The organism is Xylella taiwanensis, assembly GCF_013177435.1.
In the GTDB taxonomy this organism is placed as follows: domain Bacteria; phylum Pseudomonadota; class Gammaproteobacteria; order Xanthomonadales; family Xanthomonadaceae; genus Xylella; species Xylella taiwanensis.
Map to the genome: position 1 here is coordinate 1,710,562 of NZ_CP053627.1, position 22,443 is coordinate 1,733,004.

A 22,443-nucleotide genomic window follows, 5' to 3' on the forward strand; every position below is an offset into this window, starting at 1 on the left:
TAATTTTGAAATTCTAGAAATTAACGCGTTCCATTGAGATACTCGATGTTTATTATGCATTTATGAAAATAATACGCCAGCGATTACATGAAATAACTCCATAAATTAAAATTTCAATTTCTTAAAATTTATCCATTAATGCTAAACAAAACAACGTACTAGTACAGACATTCACGCACCTTCGGAAGAAACGACAGACATTACACGATCGTAGAGCAATATATTTCTGGAAACGAAATGACAATATTTTATTTGGAAAACAGAATCAAAACCCTTTAAATAGCGGTATGTCATTGCTACGATCAGCATGCCCTATCATCCCTCTCGGGGACGTTCCAAACTCCTTCGTTGTTATTGTTCCAAAAATCAAAGAGCGTCCTGACTGGACGTAGGGACTAAGCACTTCCTGATTACTCTCATAAAGAAACCAAGCAGAACCAACATGGCATGTGTATGAGCACATGGATAAACAAAGTGTCGCCCGTGAAGATAGGAGAATCATGCAGTAAAACACATCTTGGAATCGAAACATTTAATTAACAAGACATGGAAGTTTAAAAGTATTATCGTCTCCAAACGAAACCAGATGTAAGCAATTTTTTATAAAATATTTTCCATATCATACGATAGAAAAAAATAATAATTAATGTCTGAATTTATGATCTGGTCTCCATATTTTTCAATAGAAAAACCATGATGCGTGATTAAAAACACATATCATTTCTCAAATAATTTCACTATCCAAACTTGCACATAAACGCTACCGGATCTCCTGCTGGCATCCGGTCATTCTATCTGCCTATCTTGGCCTTACGGACACCGGGGGAATCCAACTTCAACCGATTGAACTATGGAACCTCAAATGAAAATACCAAGAAGCAACTTCAGACCAAGCCCTCTTGCTCTCGCGGTGTTACCAACTTTGCTCATCGGCCTATCGTCCCTCACTCCCCTGCTTGCTACGCAAAGGACTCTATCGAACCACGTCACCACCTCCCGCTTGGACACTACTTTTCCCACTTTTCCCACCCAAAACTCCTGGCCTAGTGCTGGTGGCGGCACCCTGAACAGCAATTTTCAACCGGACGGACCGCTGATCAATGCAACCACTGCCATACGCCTGCAAGTCCAATGGAGCCTCGCCACACCAGGTGGATTCCCAACTGCTCCAACTATCGAAAATCACTCCTTATACGTATCGAACTCGAACGGCACATTGAACAAGATCGATACCGAGCTGGGCAGCCTGCTCTGGTCGATCCCACTATCCGACTACACCGGCAACCTTCATTCAGTCTCACTCAACAGCACCGCGATCGCTCCCGAAGGTATCGTGGTCGGCGACCAGAGCAGCGGCACCTTACTAGCGTTGCACAAAACCACCGGCACACTGCTGTGGAAAACCACGATTCAACCCAGCCTGGATGCGAAAATCACCTCCCCACCGACCATCGACGAGGATAGTGTCTACGTCAGCGTATCTTCCGGAAAATCACCAAGCAGCGTGGCCGCGCTGGATATGAAGACTGGTAAGCTGCGCTGGCAGTCCTACGCTATTCCAGCCGACGCTTTAATTCGGGGCCCCTTAGCGCTTAACTCAGCAAAAAAACGTCTCTATGCCCTAACAAGCAGCAACGGCAAAGTATCATCCTTGACCAACACATTGCTGGTGTTGGACACGGAAAACGGCACATTGCTCTGGAGCCGGAACCTGGAAAAGCAGGCAAGTACTGTCACTGACAACGCCGACAACAACGGCGTCACTTTATTTACATTGCAGATCAATGGCACAACACGAGACGTCGTGGCTATTCCGGAAGCAAGAGGTCACTATCAAGTACTCGATGCCAATAACGGCACCATACTGTGGTCAATTGAGGTCAACCCCGGTAGTACAAATAGCATTGTTGGAACCTCATTTAATCCTTACAAATCGCACATCTATGTGGCATCCAATGCCACAGACCCCCAGATGCACAACGCGCATTACTTAACAGCGCTGGATGCAGCAACCGGCACAATGCTGTGGAATATAAAACTGCCAGAAAGCAGCCACATCAACACCAAGCACAATACAGGGGGTGGAATAGCATCATCACCGGATATCGTCTACACCAGCCTGCCCGGCGGCAAGATAACGATGGTTAATGCGAACACCGGAGAAATATTGTCGTCGTTCGATACCCAGGCATCAATCGTCAGCCCCCCTGTGATCGCCAATGACGCGCTGTACTTAGGTTTCGCTTTCACTGACAACACGGGCAAGCTGTACAAGTTCACGACACAAGAAAACGTGCAGATAAGTAACCTCCAGCGCAACCAGCAGCGATCTCTGATCAATCGCATGTCGGAACAAAACGACCATCATGACGAGCATGATGGCGATGGTAGCTGGAGCTACAGCGGAAGCGGAAGCTGGAGTGGTAGTGGTGGTTACGGCGGCGCTGGTGATTACAGCGGCGGCGGCGCTGGTGGTTACAGCGGTGGCGGCGCTGGTGGTTACAGCGGCAACGGCGCTGGTGGTTACAGTGGTGGCGGCGCTGGTGGTTACAGCGGCAACGGCGCTGGTGGTTACAACGGTGGCGGCGCTGGTGGTTACAGCGGCAGCGGCGCTGGTGGTTACAGCGGCAACGGCGCTGGTGGTTACAACGGTGGCGGCGCTGGTGGTTACAGCGGCAGCGGCGCTGGTGATTACAGCGGTGGCGGTGCTGGTGGTTACAGCGGCAACGGCGCTGGTGGTTACGGCGGTGGCAACTACAGTGGCGCTAGCAGACGGTAAACTCCGGCCACTGGAGGCAGGCTGTGCCTACCTCCAGTTGCACCAAACGTCCTTTCCAAACCCAATGCATGCTGCGTTAGAGCTCGTACATCACAGCACCCGATGGACAACGATAGACACACGAGGCAGACATCCCTGTCAGATCGCAGTTTTTTGCACACTGCAACGCCGACCACCACACCCTCTGGTCGCCTCAAGGGGCAGCATGCCAACCATTACGGATATTCCAACGGGATTGATCAAGCATCGCATCACCCGCGATGTCAACCCACCATGTAATCCGGGCACAAACAGCAGCACCACATCGACCAATAACAAGACAACAGCAACACGAAGAGCGGCACTCACCACATCCACCTCACCAGCAACCAGCGGCGCTCAGGAACAACGTGCCTGCGATGTCATACATACACTCCGATACCCAAGCCGCCGCTGCTACAAACACCCAACGAGGCCGTGCATGACATCGCACGCCTCGCGCAAGTCATGTCATTGACCGATGTACTTCTTAAGCCACGCGTTCACTGTGTCGTGCCATTGAATGCTGTTCTGAGATTTGAGCACCCAGTGATTCTCATCCGGGAAGTACAGAAACTTGGATTCAATACCCTTACGCTGCAACGCCCCGAACGCCGCTAACCCCTGCTCGACGGGAATGCGAAAATCCTGCTGGCCGTGAATCACCAACATCGGCACACGCCATTTGTCCACGTGCAACACCGGGTTGAATTGCTCATAACCAGCAGGATTCTGCCACGGCGTACCACCGTTCTCCCACTCACTGAACCACAATTCCTCGGTGGCATAGCCCATCATCCGATTATCGAATACACCATCATGGTCGACTAGGCATTTCCACGGCTGATTCCACTGGCCGGCCATCCAATACACCATATAGCCGCCATAGCTGGCACCTAAAGCACAGGCCTTGCCACCGTCGAGAAATGCGTACTGGTGCTGTGCTGCAATCCAGCCTTTTTGTAAATCTTCCAGCGGGCGATCTCCCCAGTGCTGACTGATGGCGTCGGTAAACGCCTGGCCATAGCCAGTGGATCCGTGGAAATCGATCATCACCACAGCATAGCCCTGACCAGCATAGGTTTGTGGATTCCAACGGTAGCTCCAGCCGTTGCCAAAACTGCCCTGTGGGCCGCCATGAATCAAGAATGCGACTGGATACTTCTTCCCCGGCCGGTAATCATGTGGCTTGACCACATAACCGTGCACCGTCTCATCGTTCCATCCTTTGAAGCTGAACTGCTCGAAATCACCGAAACGCACATCCTTAAGCACCTCGCCAGTCGCCGGAGTGATGGCACGCAGCGGTGCCCGCGCCGCCGCATCTGTCACGAAGATCTGGTCCGCACTCTTGAGCGAGTTACGCGTGAAAGCTAACGTCCCACCCGCCAGCACTGGAGCATGCACGCTGCCTTCGCCCACCCACTTCTCCACCTTGCCCGAAGCAATGTCGACCTTGAACAGAGGGTGCTCCCCATGATCGTCGGCATTGACATAGAGCGCCGTACCGTCGGTTGAAAGTGCGATCTCATCCGTAGAACGATCCCAATGCGGAGCAATCTCACGCACCTTGCCACTATGCATATCCATGACCATTAGCCCAAAACGGTCAGCCTCGAAACCCGGACGCTGCATCGCACGGTAATACAGCATTTTGCCGTCGGCACTGAATACCGGCGTCGCATCCCAAGCCGGATTGGCCCTGGTCAGATTGACCGGCGCCGCGTGGCCGGACACATCAAAACGATACAAATCAAAGTTTGTCGACCAAGGTTCTTCACGACCGGCCACACGGATGCTCGCCACCACACTATTTCCATCTGGTGACCAAGCGAAGTGACTGGCACCGCCAAACGGCTTAGACGGGACATCGCCATCAAGCATTGCACTCATCGCTGCCACATTGCTCACCGGCTTATCACCAGCAGCGGGCAACGACGCAACAAACAGCGTGTTGCGGCGACCGTCGTTCCAAGCATCCCAATGGCGCACAAACAGTCGCTCGAATACCACACCACTCGGCTTAGCGTTTTTCTTTTCATCCAACTTTCGCTTGGTACAGCCCAGATCCGCGCCACAGGCCTGAAACACTCCGGCACTGAACACAATGCGGTCGCCCTGCGGGGACAACTTATAACTGTCCATACCCACAGCCAGATTGGTTAACTGGCGCGGTGCACCACCACTCACCGGCAACACATACAACTGATTGCTTCCGGACTTGGCACTAAGAAAATAGACAGCCTTGCCATCACGGGAAAAAGTCGGTGCACTCACATCCCACCCCAATGGCGTAAGCCGAACGGGGTCAGCCGTAGCACCAGCATGCAACCGTTTCACCCACACACTGGTACTGGCCTTGATGTGCTTAGCATCCATCTGGCGTTTAGCAAATACCAGGACGGTGCCATCAGGACTCAGCTCTGGCGAGGACACCCGGTCTAACGCCACCATATCGCGCACATCGAAACCACGCGCTGCGGCAAGTGTGGGCAAGACGGACAGTAAACACAGCAGCAAAACACAACGAAACTTCATCAGGACTCTCGCAACGGAAAAGCAGCGATGGTAGTGCGATGTCTCATCAGGACGCAAAGACAGCAAGCCATCGGCATACCAACCGCATGAATGAACATGCCGACAATGGGAAGCAAAAGCGACACGGCGTCACCCAAACCCGAAAGCATGACAGGGCATTAAGCCTCTTTACGCTGTGTGGTGCGGCACTCGGATCATGATGCAGGCTGGTGAAGTCGATGCAGAAGATCCTCAGTGAAATACGCACACTCAATGCAGTGGAGAACGCCGTTGTATTCCACCACAGGGACGTTCTCTTCATCTGCACACATCCGAATACTCCCGCAACCAATACACTGAGAGAAACACAGGCAGTGCAACCATCACTGTTGAATACAAGCACTCCCCACTCTTTCTAGCAAAGCACAAGCATCAAGAAAAAATCCATTACGCCGTACGTGCACCATACTTGCTGACGCGATACAGCAGCCACCCCACGAACGCCAAGAGTGCCAACCCAACCCACTGGCTGTAATGAAAGGTCTCCGGCAATGCCAGTACGTCAGCACGGCCCGAAACCACGATCGGCACTGCAATCACGATGCCCATCAACGCCTCTCCGGTAATCAAACCCGCAGAAAACAGCACCCCAGGGCGATGCACCCGGTCGCGCTCTGCTTCGTCATCGCGACGGATCCTGTGAGCCCGTTCAACCAAATATGACAACACCCCGCCCACGAAAATCGGCACCATCAGCTCCAAAGGCAGGTAGATGCCAATCGCTGCGGCCAGTACCGGAATACGGAAACGCGCACCACGTCCCTTGAGCCACTCATCAACCCCAATGATCAGTGCACCAATCAATGCACCGGCACCGATCATCGTCCACGGCAACTGACCGCCAAACAGACCACGTGCCACCGACGCCATCAACGTTGCCTGCGGTGCGCTCAGCGCATTCGGGTGCTCCGGTGTCGCCGGACCAATGCCGTAAGCATGCGCTAACAGGTTCAGTACCGGCGCCATGATCAAGGCACACGAGAACGCACCAACCCCCATCATCACCTGCTGCTTCCACGGTGTGGCACCGACCAAATAGCCCGCCTTGAGATCCTGCAAATTATCGCCGCCCACCGCTGCCGCACAGCACACCACCGCACCAATCATAATCGCCGCCACAGCACCCAGCGGCGCACCACCGCTCCCGGTCGGCGCCAACCCGCTGCGCCCAAGCAACAAGACCAGCACCGCTGAAGCAAACAAGATCGTTGAGATCGTGATGCCTGACACTGGATTGTTTGACGAACCAATCATGCCAGCCAAGTACCCTGACACCGAAACAAACAAGAAACCAGCCACAATCATGATAATCGTCATCGGCACCGACACTTGCCATTGCTGCACGATCGTCTGATACAACGCCAGCAACGGCAACGTAAACACCACCAGCGCCACCAACATCCACTTCATCGGTAAATCACATTCAGTATGCGACACCACCTTGCCGCTTCCTTTGCGTGCCGCAGCGAAGCCGCTCTTGACGCCGCCGAGCAGTGACTTACGCAGCGAGAATAGCGTCCATACACCACCAATCAGCATCGCACCCACGCCCAGATAGCGAATCTTTTCCCCCCAGATGCCAAACGCCGCGTCAGCCGCCGCAGCCGTCGCCAGACGCTGCGCCAGATCTGGATCACTCCCCATCAAGAACTGCTGATATAGCGGAATGGCGACATGCCAGGACAGAATCGAACCTGACAAAACCACGATGCCTACATTCAAGCCGACAATGTAACCAACGCCCAACAGTGCCGGCGACAAGTTTGTGCCGATATAACCCACCACCTTGCTACTACCCAGATAGGCCGCCTGCGTCCAGGTGTCCGGAATCAGCTTGAAGCCACTGGCGGCGGCCAGCTTAACCAACGCACCGATCGCACCAGACAACGCCAAGATCTTCAGCCCTGGCCCGGGATTCTCACCCGCCTTCAGCACCTCAGCCGCGGCCTTGCCCTCAGGGAACGGCAGCGGGTCCTCAACGATCATTGAGCGCCGCAATGGCACCGAAAACAGTACCCCAAGCAACCCACCCAGGCCCGCAATGCCAAGCACCCACCAGTACTTGAAATCCGGCCAGTAGCCCATGATGACCAACGCCGGAATCGTGAAGATCACACCAGCAGCAATCGATGAGCCGGCCGAAGCACCCGTTTGGACGATATTGTTTTCCAAGATCGAACTGCCGCCGCACAGACGCAGCACCCCCATCGACACCACCGCCGCCGGGATCGCCGTAGCAATGGTCAAGCCGGCAAACAACCCCAGATAAGCGTTAGCCGCCGCCAGCACGACCGCCAGCACGACCGCCAGCACCGCGGCACGGAAAGTGAGCTGACGGGGAGAAATAGCGTTGTTCATCAAAAACCCACGTGATCCGCAAAAAACCGAGCCACGCTAGCGCTTCAGCCCAAGCAAGTCCAGCGACACGAATGCAGCAGTCAGCCCAAGCGCGCCCAAAATGACTGAATGCTCCCCATCCATCCCAAGACGCCTCCTGGAGTCCGGACGGTCACGCGTAAATGACAAGCAAACACCTCAAGAAAGCCTTTCAGGTTGCATTCCGACAACGGAAAAACATCCAACACCCAGACATCTTTAAAACATCCAACAAAGTGATCTGATTCAGACACCTTTTTTGGATGACAGGGCGATGTCCCAATGCAAAGTGCGTGAGTGTGTGATTCAAACACCCCACTGTACCCATCGCCGGACGCTCCTCCCAGATACACATGTCCTCAGACAAACGACGCACCCACCCGCAACGGCATTGGCATCTTTGCTACAGCCATATCCCCCGGGGGAATAGGCGCGACAGACCTGCAAGTAACAACTGCATCAGCACAAGCACCCAGAAAACATCGCATCTATCAACATCAACACCTGCTGACCGATCTGAGATGGAGCAACCCATTGAACTTCAACCGCGTTACCCATGTGAGACTCCCTCAGAAGCGTACGACCACACCCCCGGATATATACCACCGGAGTCACCTCACATCGCACACGACACCCCGCCTGCCATATCACCGAGATCAATCAACATCATGTGAGTCATGACCTGTGACCACTGCGCAACCCAGGCAACCACGGCGCCGACTAGACACGTTGCACACCAAGCAAACCGACGCGACATCCGAATTCGAAAAACACGCCTACTTGGCTCACTACCATCAGCAATCCGAGTATTCATTCCGAACCTTGGCCCTGTGATCGTTCCCGCGTGGCATCCTCTGATGTACGCCACACGTCACCACGAAAAACGCTGTCAGCCATTTAGAACTCAACAGACAGCCCCCCCGCTGACGCCTTCCCTGCCCGTTTCCAGAAAAACGTGCACGTCCTTCTCCCCCATGACGACCAGCACACACAGCATCGGGACTATTTCCCATCGCACCACCATCACCGTCTCCTGTCAGACCCTCTGCAACACCACGCCCAGAGCAACGTAAAGATCGCTAGTGCCGGTATGGCTGCATCCACACTCGCAGACAATCACGCCAAACCCAGGTTGGAATCATGGTGCAGCGCTCATGACGATGATGACATCATCACCAGGATACATTTTCATAACCTGTGAAAATGATCACACCAACGCGCCCGGTCGTGGGTGACAATAACTCGATTTCCTGCACATGCATGGATCGCATGCAACCAGACAATGACGCATACCAACAGCACCACCACAACAAACAATAGCAACCCAATGGTGTTGACACAGGCACTCAAGAGACACATCTTGCAGATTAAAAAATAAAACAGCCATGGCAGACATCACATCGCACACTCAGATCAACGAAGGACGCCCCGCAACGCCAGCACATGCAAGCTGACTATTCCACCCACTGAAAAAACGGTGGGCCGTCGCGTCGAACCAGCCGATCGAGTTACAGCACTTAGGATGCTCCGCACGCTGCACAACGTCTTCCTCCACTGCGGCTGTCCTCCTAACACCAGCTTGGCCGTTGGCATCGGCAATAACATTTATTCATTAAAAGCATTGATGTACGACCTTCAAAACAACACGCCTTCCTCAAGGCCAATGCCGCATGTTGCTGGCATACACGAAGCATCATTTTCCTAACGCATCACCCTCTACTCATGATGCGTCCCAAGATAAGCACCAGATAAGCACCCAGTTCGTATCACTAACCGAAGCAGACCCATGACCATTCATGATTTCGACCTACTGGTGGTCGGTGGCGGCATTAACGGTGCGGGCATCGCCCGTGATGCCGCCGGACGTCACTTGTCAGTCTGTCTATGCGAACAACACGATCTGGCCTCCCACACTTCCAGTGCCAGCACCAAGCTGATTCACGGTGGGCTGCGCTACCTGGAACATTACGAGTTTGCGTTGGTCAGCAAAGCATTGACCGAGCGCGAGGTACTACTGCGCCAAGCACCGCACATCGTCAGGCCACTGCACTTTATACTCCCGCACCAACCGCATCTGCGCCCAACCTGGATGATCCGCGCCGGCCTGCTGCTGTACGACTACCTCGGCCTTGGCCGACGCACCCTACCTGGGTCACGTCGCTTGAACTTGACCAAACACCCCGGCGGGGAACCCCTAAAGACGGAACTACACACCGGATTCATGTATTGCGACGCCCAGGTCCAGGACGCGCGGCTCGTCGTGCTGAATGCAATGGATGCAGCACGGCGTGGCGCACGCATCCTCACCCGAACCCGCTGCATGACGATGCGCCGTGATGGCACGCATTGGCTGGCTGAACTGGAAGACGCTCAAGGGACACACCACGTGGTGCGTACCCGGGCCGTCGTTAATGCCACCGGCCCGTGGGCAGTAGCGTTCCTGGATAACATCGCTCAACAGCCACATCGTCACTCGCTGCGTCTGGTCAAGGGCAGTCACATCGTCGTGCCACGTCTGTTTAAGCATGACCATGCTTATATCTTCCAGCAACCGGACCGGCGCATCGTATTTGCCATTCCTTATGAACAAGATTTCACGCTGATTGGCACCACCGACGTCGACGACCAAGCCGACCCAGTTCATCCACACATTGACGCGGCCGAAATGACCTACCTGTGCAATGCAGTCAATGCTTATTTCCGTGATCAGATCACACCGGAAGATATCGTCTGGAGCTACAGTGGAGTGCGCCCGCTCCTGAACGATGCACACAGCAACGCATCGAAAGTCACCCGTGACTACCAACTGGAAATGCTTGGGAATGACGCACCATTACTCAACGTGTTCGGCGGCAAGCTCACCACCTATCGCAAGCTCGCCGAAGAAGCCGTGAACCAGCTATGTCGGGTGTTGGGACACCCCTACCGCGCCTGGACCGGCCATGACTCACCTCTGCCTGGCGGCGAATGCCACGACATCCAGGCGCTAGAGCGCACCCTGTGCCAACGCCGCCCCTGGCTACCTGCCTCCACTGCACAACGCCTGATACGCAACTACGGCACCTGTGCCGAAATGGTGCTCGGCGATGCCACCAACCTGCACACCCTGGGTATCCACTTTGGTGCTGATCTGTACCAAGCCGAAGTCGATTACCTGCGCACCTACGAATGGGCATGTAGCGCCGAGGACATCCTCTGGCGCCGCAGCAAACTCGGTCTACGCTTAGACGCCGATGTCACCCAGCGTCTTGAAGACTATCTAAGCTGCTCCTCCCGTATACCGGAGGAAGCAAACACGACAACGGACTGATCCTGGCACCTCCAAAGGATCGATCACACCACCCACCATACACTGAGGTGTTTCAGCTACATGAATATCCCCCCGCAAGAGCACACCATGAGCCGAGCGCTGTTCGGCGAACTGATTTCCGAAGCAGTCGCGATGTTCATCATCATCGCTCTTGGTGAATCCGTGGCCGCAATGTACGTCCTTTATGCTCCCAGTCCTTATCAAAACGCCTACTGGGGCGTATGCATCTCCTGGGGCCTAGCGGTGACAATTGCAATCTACGTCACCGCTTCGGTTTCCGGAACCCATGCCAATCCGGCCGTCACCCTGGCCATGGCGCTATTCCGCCACTTCCCGTGGAAAAAAGTACTGCCGTACTGGGGAGCGCAAGTCGGCGGCGCCTTCCTCGGTGCAATGATTGTGTACCAGCTATACAGCCCCGTCATCGACCACTACAACCACATCCACCAACTAACGCGCGACACCGGCGGTGCCGCCAGCGTGTTTTTCACCTCGCCGGGGTTGGCCATCACACCCATGCACGCACTTAGCGATGAAGTGATCCTGACCGCATTCCTGGTCTTCGGCATTTTCGCAATCACCGAACGCTTCAACGAAGCAGCACCAACCGCCAACGCAGGGGCACTGATCATCGGTCTGTTGGTTGCGACGATCGGTGCCTGCACGGGCTATCTGGAAGGATGGGCCATCAACCCGGCGCGTGACTTCGGTCCACGTCTGTTCGCCTTTCTGGCTGGCTGGGGTGCAGCGGCGCTGCCCGGAAAAGATCACTACTGGTGGATTCCGATCGTCGGTCCCCTGATCGGTGGCGTGACGGGTGCAACCGCGTTCCAGTGTCTCATCTATCCATTCCTACCGACGCGGGTACGTGCCAAGCAACAAGCCATGATGCTGTTGAACAGGCAGCATCCCTGAAGCATTCCCCTTCCGAATATCGCGGGCGATGTCCGCATTGAAAAAACTGTCCTGATGCAAAAGCAATACATACTGGCCATCGACCAAGGCACCACCAGCTCGCGCGCGATCCTGTTTGACCACCAAGGCCGCATCGCCGGCATCGCACAACGGGAATTTACCCAGATATTCCCGCAGTCTGGCTGGGTCGAGCACAACCCACGTGAGATCATGACCAGTGTCTACACTACGATCACCGAGCTGCTCAACAACACCCAGATCGACGTGCATGCCATCGCCGGGATCGGCATCACCAACCAACGCGAGACAACCGTGGTCTGGGACCGTAAGACCGGCCAGCCAATCTACAACGCCATCGTTTGGCAATCGCGCCAAACCAAAGACATATGCGACCAACTCAAGGCGGCCGGGCACCAGGACCTCGTTCATTCCAGGACCGGCCTCCTGATCGACGCCTATTTTTCCGGCACCAAAGTAAAGTGGATCCTGGACCATGTCGAGAACGCACGGACGCGGGCTGCACGTGGGGAATTGGCGTTTGGCACCCTCGACAGCTGGCTCATCTGGAACCTGACCGGTGGCCAAGTCCATGTCACCGATTACAGCAATGCCTCACGTACCCTGATGTATGACATCCATGCACTGCGTTGGGACGAGGATCTGCTGACCATGCTCGACGTGCCAGCGGCGATGCTGCCGGACGTCCGCTCATCCAGTGAAATTTACGGCGTCACCCAAACCCCGTATTTCCACGGAAAACAAATACCGATTGCCGGAATCGCCGGTGATCAACAAGCTGCATTGTTCGGCCAGGCATGTTTCGAGCCTGGCATGGCGAAGAACACCTACGGCACCGGTTGTTTCATGCTGATGCACACCGGCAAGAAAGCGGTGAAATCCAAAAATGGTCTGCTGACGACGATCGCTTGGGGTATCAATGGGGACATTGAGTACGCACTAGAAGGCTCGATCTTCGTCGCCGGCTCCGTGGTGCAATGGCTACGTGATGGATTACGCATGCTCGGCAAGGCCCAGGATTCACAAGCCTACGCCGACCGTGTCGGCGACAACGGCGGAGTGTACTTCGTACCGGCCTTCGTTGGCCTGGGTGCACCTTACTGGCGCAGCGACGTCCGTGGTGCGGTGTTCGGGCTGACACGCAGTACCACCAAGGAACACTTCATCCGTGCAGCACTGGAATCGATGGCCTACCAAACCCGCGACGTACTGAGCGCCATGCAGGCAGACGCAGACATCGAACTCAAAGAACTACGCACTGACGGCGCGGCAATCACCAATAACTTCATGGCGCAGTTCCAGAGCGATATCCTCGCCGTGCCGGTGCTGCGCTCACAGATCACCGAGACCACAGCCCTGGGTGCGGCTTACCTGGCCGGACTTGCGACCGGATTCTGGTCCAGCCGCGAGGAAATTACGCAACACTGGGGGATGAATCGCTGCTTCAAGCCGGAGATGGACAAGGAGCGACGCGAGCAGTTGTACGCAGGCTGGAAACAAGCCGTCGAGGCAACACTAGGCTTCCATGTGACCTGAGATCGGCATCAACCTCGAGCCAGCACCACAAACACTCATGAATCCGCCTCAAGCCACCCTGCACCCATCGCATTGATGTCCACATAGGCAGACAACATCACCAGCAACGCACTGCATACAACGACTCTGCACAACGCTCGGGCAGGTCTGTGCTCTGACACAACAACGCAACCATGCCGGACGATATGGGCTGCAAGGTCGTGGCAGGTTATAACGGCATTCTCCCCTGCCAGCATCGGAACCGCCGAACGCAGCGACACCACAGACGGAAAATCGAACCATCACATCACGCTGCTTGCTATCCAGTTTTTCGAAATATTCAATATCGTCTTCATGAATAAATGATTGAACTTGCGGACTGCCTATATTCCTTGATCGCTAGTTCGATCAAGCACAGGGCTTTGCACTCTCCTGCATTGGCGTGCATCGGATTCACGTAACCACATATTGATGAAATATGCAGGGCCATGGCGCTACAGCACCTCGTCTATTTCTCAGGGACGTCTTTTGACTGCAAATGAGTGGTCGCGTTTCAGGGTGACCCAGGATTCGTGGAGCGTGAACTGAGCAACCTGCTGAATGCTATCGCTCTTCTCCAATAGGCTAGACGTGTGGCCTCTCAAGGCCACACGATCGACTTCGCATCGAATGGGAACACACGAAGGTCCGGTATTTCATTCCCTTTTCGACAACAGTGATCATGCGACCAACCGACTCACCACGCGCCCGTTGTCGAGAAACACGCGTGCCGTTCACCTCACAAGACCTGCGCCTGTGAGAAAAGTGCAGCGTACCGAAACATGTTTTCCCCGCACGGAGCATCGACAACGCTTTTAAATCGCCGCGGCAGCAAAGCCTCCATCGACCGGCAGGTTGACACCGTTGATCCAGCGCGCGGCATCGGACGCCAGGAACACCACCGCCTCAGCCACCTCATCCGCGTAAGCAGGCCGCTTCATCTTGGCCGCATCAGCCTGCACTCGCTCCGGACCGAGCATGGTCGCAAAATCACCCAGAATCGGCGTAAATACCGGGCCGGGCGCAACACTGTTGACCCGCACGGCATGCTCGGCAAACCAATCACGCGACCGCAGCATGGTCCAGACGATCAACGCTTCCTTAAAGTACTGATAACAGCTAGAAGCCGGCACCGGATGCGCCGCCAACCAATCCAGCCCGGCAGCGAAATCCGGGGTGGAAGCTAATTGCTTATGCAGTTCCAGCCGTTGCGGCCATTCCGCACCAAGAAGCGAAGTCATGTTGATCACACTGCCTCCCGGCGCGATGCGTGGCAGCAATGCATGACTCAAGTGACGCAACCCTAAATAATTGACCTTGGCAACGACATCAACCGGCGCAGTGCCTGGCACACCAGCAATGTTAGCCAGCACATCGACACGTTCGGGCAACTGCGCGATCAAGGTATCCATCGAAGCAGGATCACCAAGATCAGCGTGATGGAACCCATGCAAAGTCATGGTGACTGGCTGACAATCGATACCAATCACCGTAGCCCCTTGGAAACGCGCCAGCCGGGCCACCTCTGCGCCAATGCCAGACGCCACTCCGGTAATGAGCACTGTCTTATTGTGCAAATTCATGTATTAGGAACCCCGTAGGCAAAATAGCCATCGCTGCAATCCCGGCGAGCATACGTGGATGTGAAAATTTTATTAGCGACAGCATGCTCACTTCATATCGTCACCAAGCCGCACAGCCTGCAGCACATCGCCCTCATGGGGTGTCACAACGCCACCGTTCCCAGAAGCGATGACGGTAATCAACCTAAGATGCGTGTCTATACCCTTTTGGAGCACGTCGCATCATTCCCGCTTCCGGCGCATGCTTGGACCTGGACATATCCCCTTCACGATCTGGCCAACACCACCATCATTCAGCACAGCACTCTCAAGCAATTCCCGTATTCCCCTCTCTCCAGAAGGTGACCACGATGTTTGACATTCCCGGCATGAGCACAGGTGATTTTCATGGTTTCCCCGCACTGCTGATACACACCCCGTTCTCACGTGCCGTGATCAGTGTGTTTGGCGGACAGTTACTCTCCTTCGTACCGGCCGGTGGCGAGGAGGTCATGTGGCTCTCCCCATTGGCCCAGCAACCACCAACCCCGATCCGCGGCGGTATTCCAGTCTGTTGGCCTTACTTCGGCCACCAAGGACAACGCGACACTATGCCCGCACATGGGTTCGTACGCACTGTGCCATGGCAACGGGTGGAAAGCTGCCAAGAGACCGATGGAAGTCTGTTTCTCGTCCTGGTGCCGCCGCCATTCAAACAGGTGGGGTTACGTCTGCGGATGACACTGCGTATCGGCCGCACCCTGGAACAAGAGTTGGCCACCGAGAACCTCAGCCAAGTCCCGCTCAGCTTCACCCAAGCGCTGCACAACTATTTCAGGGTGAGCAACGCACTGGAAGTCACGGTCCAGGGACTGGACGGGTTGGAATACCTCGACAAATTCGAGGGCTATACCCAACGCCACCGCCAGCAGGGCGATTGGACCTTGCAGGATCCACGTGATCCGGGCCGTGCAGATCGTATCTATGTCGAAGCCGGCGGTCATTATGTACTGGTCGATCCACTGTTCGCCCGACGCATCGTGTTGACGACCCAGGGTAGCCGCAGTCTGGTGGTCTGGAATCCAGGTCAGGCCGGCGCAACCCACATGATCGATGTTGCCGAGGGCTGGCGCGACTATGTCTGCCTGGAACCAGCCAACGCAGGACCAGACGTGATCGAACTGCCTCCCGGAGCACGCCATGTGCTGCGCCAGACCATTGCCGTGGCACCGCTGTAGCACACATCCGATAGCCTCACCGACATCCGACACCCTGATCGGCACATCGCCAGAGTGCGTCAATCGCTGCCGAGAGACCATCTCGGGCCCGAGTCTATTGCCTCCCCAAGTACGCCTGTCACCCCAGAACGGATATCAAGACCGAAGTAACCACGCCACGATTGAAGTGCACTGATGCTTGACCTGGACATGCGCGGCACCTACGCTGCACATGCTGAGTCTTTCATCGCTACATCTCGATGAAGCGATGGAGTTGAAGGAAAGCCCGGTGAAGGATGCTTGCATCCCATTCCGGAGCGACTCAGCAAAGGTGAATGGAAACGACCCCCGTTATCCACCCTGGGCACCGGCGCGCCCCTGGAATATGACGGGTAGTAGGCTTTCCGTGTGCTCGCACGGCCTGTCCATACACCCCAATATCCATCTGGACCGTAGGATCACATGATCCTTGGTTTCAGCTTGGCGCTCCGCGGGAAGCGACCCGGCCCGCATTGAGCAGACATGCGTCCGCACGCTGCCCACTCCAACCGGTTCGCCGGCGAAGGAGAAGGCCGATGACATGACATCGGTAACGGGCAAGCTGCACAGTTGTTTCGTTCTTCATCGCCCTTCAAGTACTGAGAACACCCACTATGACAATCGTGACCAACCTGGGTTTCCCGCGCATCGGCGCACGACGCGAGCTCAAGCGCGCGCTGGAAAGCCACTGGCGTGGCGACACCGATGCCACGCAGCTGCAACACACCGCCTGCGAACTTCGTGCACGGCACTGGCGGCTACAACGCGAGGCGGGTGTAGACCTGCCACCGAGCAACGACTTCAGCCTATATGACCACGTCCTGGATACCGCATTCCTGGTCGACGCCATTCCACAGCGCTACCGCACCCTGGCAGATGCTGATCCGCTGGCCGGTTACTTCGCGATGGCGCGTGGTCGCCAAGCTGACGGGATTGACCTGCACGCTCTGGAGATGACCAAATGGTTCGATACCAATTACCACTATCTCGTCCCAGAACTGCACCGCGACCAGCATTTCGCGTTACGTGGCGACAAACCGGTCGCCGAGTTCAAAGAAGCACTGGCGCTGGGTATTCGTACCCGCCCGGTGCTGCTCGGACCGGTGAGCTTTCTCTTGCTGTCCAAGACAGTGGATGGCAGCAACTGGCTCGACCTGCTGGAGCGTTTGCTGCCGGTCTACACTCAATTGCTGAGCCAATTGCAAGCCGCCGGTGCGGAATGGGTACAACTAGACGAACCAACACTGGTGCTGGACCTGGACACACACACGCAGCAAGCATTCCGTGACGCCTACGCCACACTGACTCAGGGACCACGTCCAAAACTGCTGTTGACCAGCTACTTTGGTTCGCTCGGCGACAATCTCGGACTGGCGTTGCAACTCCCTGCCGATGGCATACACGTGGACTTGGTGCGTGGCACCGAACAGTTGGACGCCGTCCTCAAAGCATTGCCCGCGGGGCGGGTGCTCTCCGCTGGCCTGGTGAACGGACGCAATATATGGCGCACCGCACTGGACAACGCACTGACGCTGGCACGCTACGCGCAGGGCCACGTCGGTGCGGATCGGTTATGGCTGGCACCGTCATGCTCGCTACTGCACGTGCCGGTAGATCTGGAACAAGAAAAAAACCTGGATCCCGATGTACGTCACTGGCTTGCATTTGCCAAGCAAAAACTTGGCGAACTACATGTGCTGGCAGACGCACTGGACGGTAAGCCGACAGCCGAAACGGCACTGGCGCAAGCACGCCAGGCATTGGAGACACGGCGCCAATCACCGAAGGTCCACCGCCCCGAAGTGGCACAGCGCCTCGCCGCACTCAGACCAGAAACCACCCGGCGCAACACAGCCTACCCGCAGCGCCGTCAAGCACAGCAGCACGCACTCAACCTGCCTGCTTACCCGACCACCACGATTGGTTCATTCCCGCAGACGCTGGAGGTACGCGAGGCCCGCGCTCAATTCAAATCCGGCAAGTTGTCCGAAACCGACTATGAGGTGTTTCTGAAGGCAGAAACCGAGCGCTGCGTGCGTACCCAAGAAGAGATCGGACTGGACGTCTTAGTGCACGGCGAGTTCGAGCGCAACGACATGGTCGAATACTTCGGGGAACAGTTGGATGGCTTCATCTTCACCAAGTTCGGCTGGGTACAGAGTTACGGATCGCGCTGTGTCAAGCCTCCCATCATTTATGGCGATGTGGCGCGCCCGGCGCCGATGACCGTGGCTTGGTCTGCTTATGCACAATCACTCACCGCCAAACCGCTGAAAGGGATGCTCACTGGTCCAGTGACGATGCTGCAATGGTCGTTCGTACGCGATGATCAGGAACGCGCCCAGACATGCCGACAGATCGCACTGGCACTGCGCGACGAAGTCCAGGATTTAGAGGCGGCTGGAATCAGCGTGATTCAAATCGACGAACCAGCCATCCGTGAAGGTCTGCCACTACGCCGTGGCGAATGGGCGGACTATCTGAACTGGGCCGTGGACAGCTTCCGCATTGCCTCTTCGAATGTACGCGACACCACCCAGATCCATACTCACATGTGCTACTCGGAGTTCAACGACATCATCGAAGCCGTGGCTGCATTAGACGCGGACGTCATCTCGATCGAGACATCACGTTCACGCATGGAGTTGCTGGATGCATTCGTGAAGTTCCGCTATCCGAACGCTATCGGCCCTGGGGTGTACGATATTCACTCGCCGCGTGTACCACAGGAAGAGGAAATGGTGCAGCTATTGAAAAAGGCACGTGCGGTATTGGCGCCGGAACAATTGTGGGTCAATCCAGACTGCGGTCTAAAAACACGTGGCTGGAAGGAAACCCGGGCCGCACTACAAACGATGGTGCACGCCGCACAGCGGCTGCGCGCCGAATGAACGCAGGCTTATCTGAACACAGCCGGGGCGGGGAACCGTCCCGGCACGCACTGGAGCACGCTGTATGAGGTCCCATCCATCCCCCCCCGTTCGCCCGCCTCTGCAACTGCCACAAGGTGAGCGCCTGCTATTACATTCGTGCTGCGCTCCTTGCTCGGGCGAACTTATGGAAGCCTTTGTGGCATCCGGTATCGACTACACCATTTTCTTTTATAACCCCAACATCCATCCACTCAAAGAATACGAACTGCGTAAGCAGGAAAATATCCGTTTTGCCGAGAAACACGGCGTGCCGTTCATTGATGCCGATTACGACACCGATGCTTGGTTTGCGCGCGCCAAGGGGATGGAGAACGAACCCGAACGCGGCATCCGATGCACCATGTGTTTTGATATGCGCTTCGAACGCACCGCACTGTACGCCTACGAGCACGGCTTCCCAGTGATCACCAGTTCTCTAGGGATCTCGCGCTGGAAAAACATGCAGCAGATTAACGACTGTGGCCACCGCGCCGCTGCACCTTATCCCGGTCTGGTCTACTGGGATTACAACTGGCGCAAACACGGCGGTAGCCAACGCATGATCGAGATTAGCAAGCGGGAGCACTTCTACCAGCAGGAGTATTGCGGCTGCGTCTACTCGCTGCGGGACAGCAACCACCATCGCCGCGCCCAGGGCCGGGAACGGATCAAACTCGGCGTACTGTACTACGGCGACACACCTGAATCGGTAACTGACACGCCATCTCGTCAACCGCCTGAAGCAATCGATTAAAGGACCTTGGTTCCACTTCCATTGCACCCCGAAAACGTCGCGCTGATCGTGGTTGATCTGCAACCTGATTTCATACCCGGCGGGGCATTTGCGTGCGACCCAGGAGCGTCCATCGTGCCTGAAATCGCTGCACTCTGCGATGCACGCCGGATACCACACCATCGTTGCAACCCAGGACTGGCACCCGGCCGACCCAGCCTCGTTCACCTCGCGGCATCCCGCACACCATCCCTTTCAGCACGCCAACTGTTGTGCCGCCCACACCGCCAGGTGTTCACGTCCAATCTTGGCGTTATGACGGATATCGACCGGAAACCCGGGATGGCTTAGAACATCAGCAATAGCGACGGTGTGCAGAGACGCCCTTGCAGTGACACGCAAACGCTGCTCCAACGCAGCCGCATCCACGCCTGGCAGCGCCTCGTAGCACAACACCGGGCGCTGCGCGCCAAGCGCACCGATACCCACCAGCGCGGTACGGCGCACACCGTTGATGACATTGAAAACAGGCTCGACCTGCTCGGTATACAACGGTCCGTGCACTGTCTCCACGCGATGTGTCTTGCGCCCACAGAACCACAAGCGGCGCTGCGCATCAAAGTAACCGAGGTCTCCCATGCGATGCACAATACGCTCACTGCCATCGGCCAAACGCTCTCGAATCTTGGCGAGGCGCGTCGCTGCTGTACGGTTGCAGTAGGTATCAGTGGCGCTAGGGCCAACGACAGTAATCTCACCGATCTCCCCCAGGCCGACTTCACGCACTGCATCCCACGCTTCAATGACCGCATCGTCAATCGCAATGATACGTACCAGGTTTGGTGCCATCACATGACCAACGCACGTCCCAGCACCACGCTCAGTGGCAGCACGCGTGGTTTCCAATTCACGGCTCTCCACAACCGCGACCGGCAAACATTCGGTGGCCCCATAGGGCGTCCAGAATTGCGCGTCTTCGGGCAATAGCGCGCGTATCTGTGCCACCACTTCCGGGGGCACCGGAGCACCCGCCGAGGTCACGCAACGCAACGTTGGCAACGGCCTGCCGTACTCGGCCAAGACCCGCAGCAACGCAGGTGAACCAAACAAATGGCTCACATTGAAACGTGCGATTGCATCATGCAGCTTGCGTGGATCCGCCCGGGCCGGACATCTGGGATCCATATCCGGAATGATGCTGGTTAAACCCAGTGCTGGACTGAACAACGCAAACGGAGGAAAGGTTGGCAAGTCTACCCCTCCGGGCACAATGCCAAGCATGTCTCGCAACAAAGCAATCTGACCGAGAAAGTGACGGTGACGATACACCACTCCCTTAGGCACGCCTGTTGAGCCACTGGTGAACAGAATCGCTGCAATCTCATCAGCCGTCGTATCGGCCAGTTGGGCACCTGCGCCTACGCCAGCACGCTCCAGGCGCGCCAGCGTGGTGCCGCCACACGCCCACCGGGTATCGACGGTGACAATCCGTGTGACGGAAGGTGCCCAACGCAACAAACGCCGTGCCAGTTGTGCTAGCAAGATACCGATGAATGCCTGAGGTTCGGCCTCTTTCAAGCATTGTTTCAAGGCGGATCGATCGATCCCCGGATCCACGAGTACCGGTACCGCGCCAGCCTTGAACAGGGCAAACATCAGCAAGAAAAATTCCAGCGAAGGCCGCACCATAACCACGGTACGCACCCCGCGGCCGATGCCATAACCGCTAAAGCCAGCCGCGATCGCATCGCTGCGCATGTCTAATTCACGATAGCTGAGGGTCACGTCATAAGCCGCCATACCACCAGAAACATGACGCCCCGGACAGCGAATCGCAATTTGGTCGGGGCGTTCGCGTGCCAAACGCGGCAGCACTGCAGCGATGTTACAAGGCTCTATCATGTGTTGAATTATGGTCGATTACCTGCACGTGGCTTGTTTGCTTACACACAGACTCTCTGGCAAATAGCAACTCAACACGCACCGCACCATGTCACACGTGGCCCATGAACACTCAGTGGCACGCTCTATCAACACCGTGCACCAGGCAATATCGCCGGTATGCATTCTCGAATATTGAATGCACAAGACACCGATTTTATGTTCGACCATCCTGCCCTTCCACAGCCCATGCTCTACGATCACAGCAACAACGTTGTCATCATTAGCAAAAGATACCTGTTGTCAAACAGGCTGGTTCGCACACTGAAGTATATGTGCGAGCTGCTCCAAGCACAGCTAAACATAAGAATGGTTGCGCAATCGCGCGTGCTGGATTGTGCTGCGAACCCGCTGATCGAGCCTCGAGCCTACTCCTTGTCCACAACGCACGAAGTATGTGTGACTAAGCACTCGCAGGTGCACCGCTGCTCGCAGAGAGCCCACATCAACCAAGCACACATCTGTGAAATAAATTTACTCTGCCTGCAATGA

General features: G+C 56.0%; 11 protein-coding genes and 2 pseudogenes. 8 read left to right on the plus strand and 5 right to left on the minus strand.

What is annotated here, in order from left to right; genetic code table 11:
* Positions 1–862 precede the first annotated feature (862 nt).
* A complete protein-coding gene (locus PLS229_RS07495; protein ID WP_081755433.1) occupies positions 863–2,779 on the plus strand; it encodes an outer membrane protein assembly factor BamB in 1,917 nt (638 codons plus the stop codon).
* 489 nt (positions 2,780–3,268) lie between these two features.
* Here the strand turns inward: PLS229_RS07495 and PLS229_RS07500 are convergent, their stop codons facing one another.
* From PLS229_RS07500 to PLS229_RS12470, 3 genes are all read right to left on the minus strand, one after another.
* A complete protein-coding gene (locus tag PLS229_RS07500) occupies positions 3,269–5,335 on the minus strand; it encodes an alpha/beta hydrolase family protein (RefSeq protein ID WP_038271153.1) in 2,067 nt (688 codons plus the stop codon).
* 426 nt (positions 5,336–5,761) lie between these two features.
* Complete coding sequence (locus PLS229_RS07505) at positions 5,762–7,732, minus strand: OPT family oligopeptide transporter (RefSeq protein ID WP_038271152.1); 1,971 nt, start codon at positions 7,730–7,732, stop codon at positions 5,762–5,764.
* Between the two features lie 36 nt (positions 7,733–7,768).
* On the minus strand, positions 7,769–7,900 hold the full coding sequence (locus tag PLS229_RS12470; RefSeq protein ID WP_267903154.1) for a hypothetical protein: 132 nt from the start codon (positions 7,898–7,900) through the stop codon (positions 7,769–7,771).
* Between the two features lie 1,636 nt (positions 7,901–9,536).
* Here PLS229_RS12470 and glpD point away from each other — a divergent pair.
* The 3 genes from glpD (at position 9,537) to glpK (ending at position 13,529) form a co-directional block, all read left to right on the plus strand.
* Entirely contained in the window at positions 9,537–11,060 is a 1,524-nt protein-coding gene (gene glpD / locus PLS229_RS07510; RefSeq protein WP_038271151.1) for a glycerol-3-phosphate dehydrogenase, read from the plus strand.
* Positions 11,061–11,147: 87 nt separating this feature from the next.
* Positions 11,148–11,975, plus strand: coding sequence for an MIP/aquaporin family protein (locus PLS229_RS07515; protein WP_038271150.1), 828 nt, complete (start codon positions 11,148–11,150; stop codon positions 11,973–11,975).
* A gap of 54 nt (positions 11,976–12,029) precedes the next feature.
* Positions 12,030–13,529 (plus strand): glycerol kinase GlpK, encoded by a 1,500-nt coding sequence (gene glpK, locus PLS229_RS07520; RefSeq protein WP_038271149.1) that lies wholly within the window; start codon positions 12,030–12,032, stop codon positions 13,527–13,529.
* Between the two features lie 833 nt (positions 13,530–14,362).
* Here glpK and PLS229_RS07525 read toward each other — a convergent pair.
* A complete protein-coding gene (locus PLS229_RS07525; RefSeq protein WP_038271148.1) occupies positions 14,363–15,130 on the minus strand; it encodes a coniferyl-alcohol dehydrogenase in 768 nt (255 codons plus the stop codon).
* A gap of 311 nt (positions 15,131–15,441) precedes the next feature.
* On the opposite strand from PLS229_RS07525, the pseudogene PLS229_RS07530 reads away from it, so the two are divergent.
* The 4 genes and pseudogenes from PLS229_RS07530 to PLS229_RS12295 all read left to right on the plus strand — a co-directional run.
* Positions 15,442–16,347 (plus strand): annotated as a pseudogene (locus PLS229_RS07530) (D-hexose-6-phosphate mutarotase); the annotation flags it as partial.
* A gap of 632 nt (positions 16,348–16,979) precedes the next feature.
* The gene (gene metE, locus PLS229_RS07535) at positions 16,980–19,256 is read left to right on the plus strand and encodes a 5-methyltetrahydropteroyltriglutamate--homocysteine S-methyltransferase (protein WP_038271147.1); all 2,277 of its coding nucleotides are present in this window, start codon (positions 16,980–16,982) and stop codon (positions 19,254–19,256) included.
* A gap of 64 nt (positions 19,257–19,320) precedes the next feature.
* Positions 19,321–20,031, plus strand: a complete 711-nt coding sequence (locus tag PLS229_RS07540; protein WP_051482305.1) for an epoxyqueuosine reductase QueH — start codon at positions 19,321–19,323, stop codon at positions 20,029–20,031.
* Between the two features lie 21 nt (positions 20,032–20,052).
* Positions 20,053–20,269, plus strand: a pseudogene (locus PLS229_RS12295) (nicotinamidase); the annotation flags it as partial.
* On the opposite strand, the gene oleC reads toward PLS229_RS12295, so the two are convergent.
* Entirely contained in the window at positions 20,266–21,912 is a 1,647-nt protein-coding gene (gene oleC, locus PLS229_RS07545) for an olefin beta-lactone synthetase (RefSeq protein WP_038271146.1), read from the minus strand. The pseudogene PLS229_RS12295 and the gene oleC sit on opposite strands and share 4 nt — an antisense overlap.
* Positions 21,913–22,443: the final 531 nt, after the last annotated feature.

Coding starts and splice junctions, on each gene's coding strand:
- oleC (WP_038271146.1), bottom strand. CDS start 21,912: ATGATAGAGCCTTGTAACATCGCTGCAGTGCTGCCGCGTTTGGCACGC.
- glpD (WP_038271151.1), top strand. CDS start 9,537: ATGACCATTCATGATTTCGACCTACTGGTGGTCGGTGGCGGCATTAAC.
- PLS229_RS07500 (WP_038271153.1), bottom strand. CDS start 5,335: ATGAAGTTTCGTTGTGTTTTGCTGCTGTGTTTACTGTCCGTCTTGCCC.
- glpK (WP_038271149.1), top strand. CDS start 12,030: ATGCAAAAGCAATACATACTGGCCATCGACCAAGGCACCACCAGCTCG.
- metE (WP_038271147.1), top strand. CDS start 16,980: ATGACAATCGTGACCAACCTGGGTTTCCCGCGCATCGGCGCACGACGC.
- PLS229_RS07495 (WP_081755433.1), top strand. CDS start 863: ATGAAAATACCAAGAAGCAACTTCAGACCAAGCCCTCTTGCTCTCGCG.
- PLS229_RS07515 (WP_038271150.1), top strand. CDS start 11,148: ATGAGCCGAGCGCTGTTCGGCGAACTGATTTCCGAAGCAGTCGCGATG.
- PLS229_RS07505 (WP_038271152.1), bottom strand. CDS start 7,732: ATGAACAACGCTATTTCTCCCCGTCAGCTCACTTTCCGTGCCGCGGTG.
- PLS229_RS07525 (WP_038271148.1), bottom strand. CDS start 15,130: ATGAATTTGCACAATAAGACAGTGCTCATTACCGGAGTGGCGTCTGGC.
- PLS229_RS07540 (WP_051482305.1), top strand. CDS start 19,321: ATGAGGTCCCATCCATCCCCCCCCGTTCGCCCGCCTCTGCAACTGCCA.